General features: G+C 69.0%; 1 protein-coding gene. It reads left to right on the forward strand.

The window, feature by feature from the left end; all coding sequences use genetic code 11:
• Positions 1-239 (forward strand): hypothetical protein (locus AC07VU_RS30770; RefSeq protein ID WP_495031032.1); only part of this gene is annotated, 239 nt, incomplete at both ends.

The following is a 239-nucleotide window of genomic DNA, read 5'->3' on the forward strand; positions in this document are numbered from 1 at the left end:
GTCGGCGGCGCCGGCAACGGCACCCTGCAGGTCAAGAACGGTGGCCAGGTCACCAGCCAGGACAGCATCATCGCCGCCGACCTGGGTTCCAATGGCAGCGCCAGCCTCGATGGCGCCGGCAGCCTGTGGAAGACCCTCGGCGACATGATCGTCGGCCAGGCCGGCAGTGGCTCGCTGCTGCTCACCAACGGGGCCAAGGTGCAGACCGCTGGCAATACCGTCCTCGGTGCGCTCAGAGG

This window comes from Pseudomonas sp. GW821-FHT02B10 (assembly GCF_059421865.1).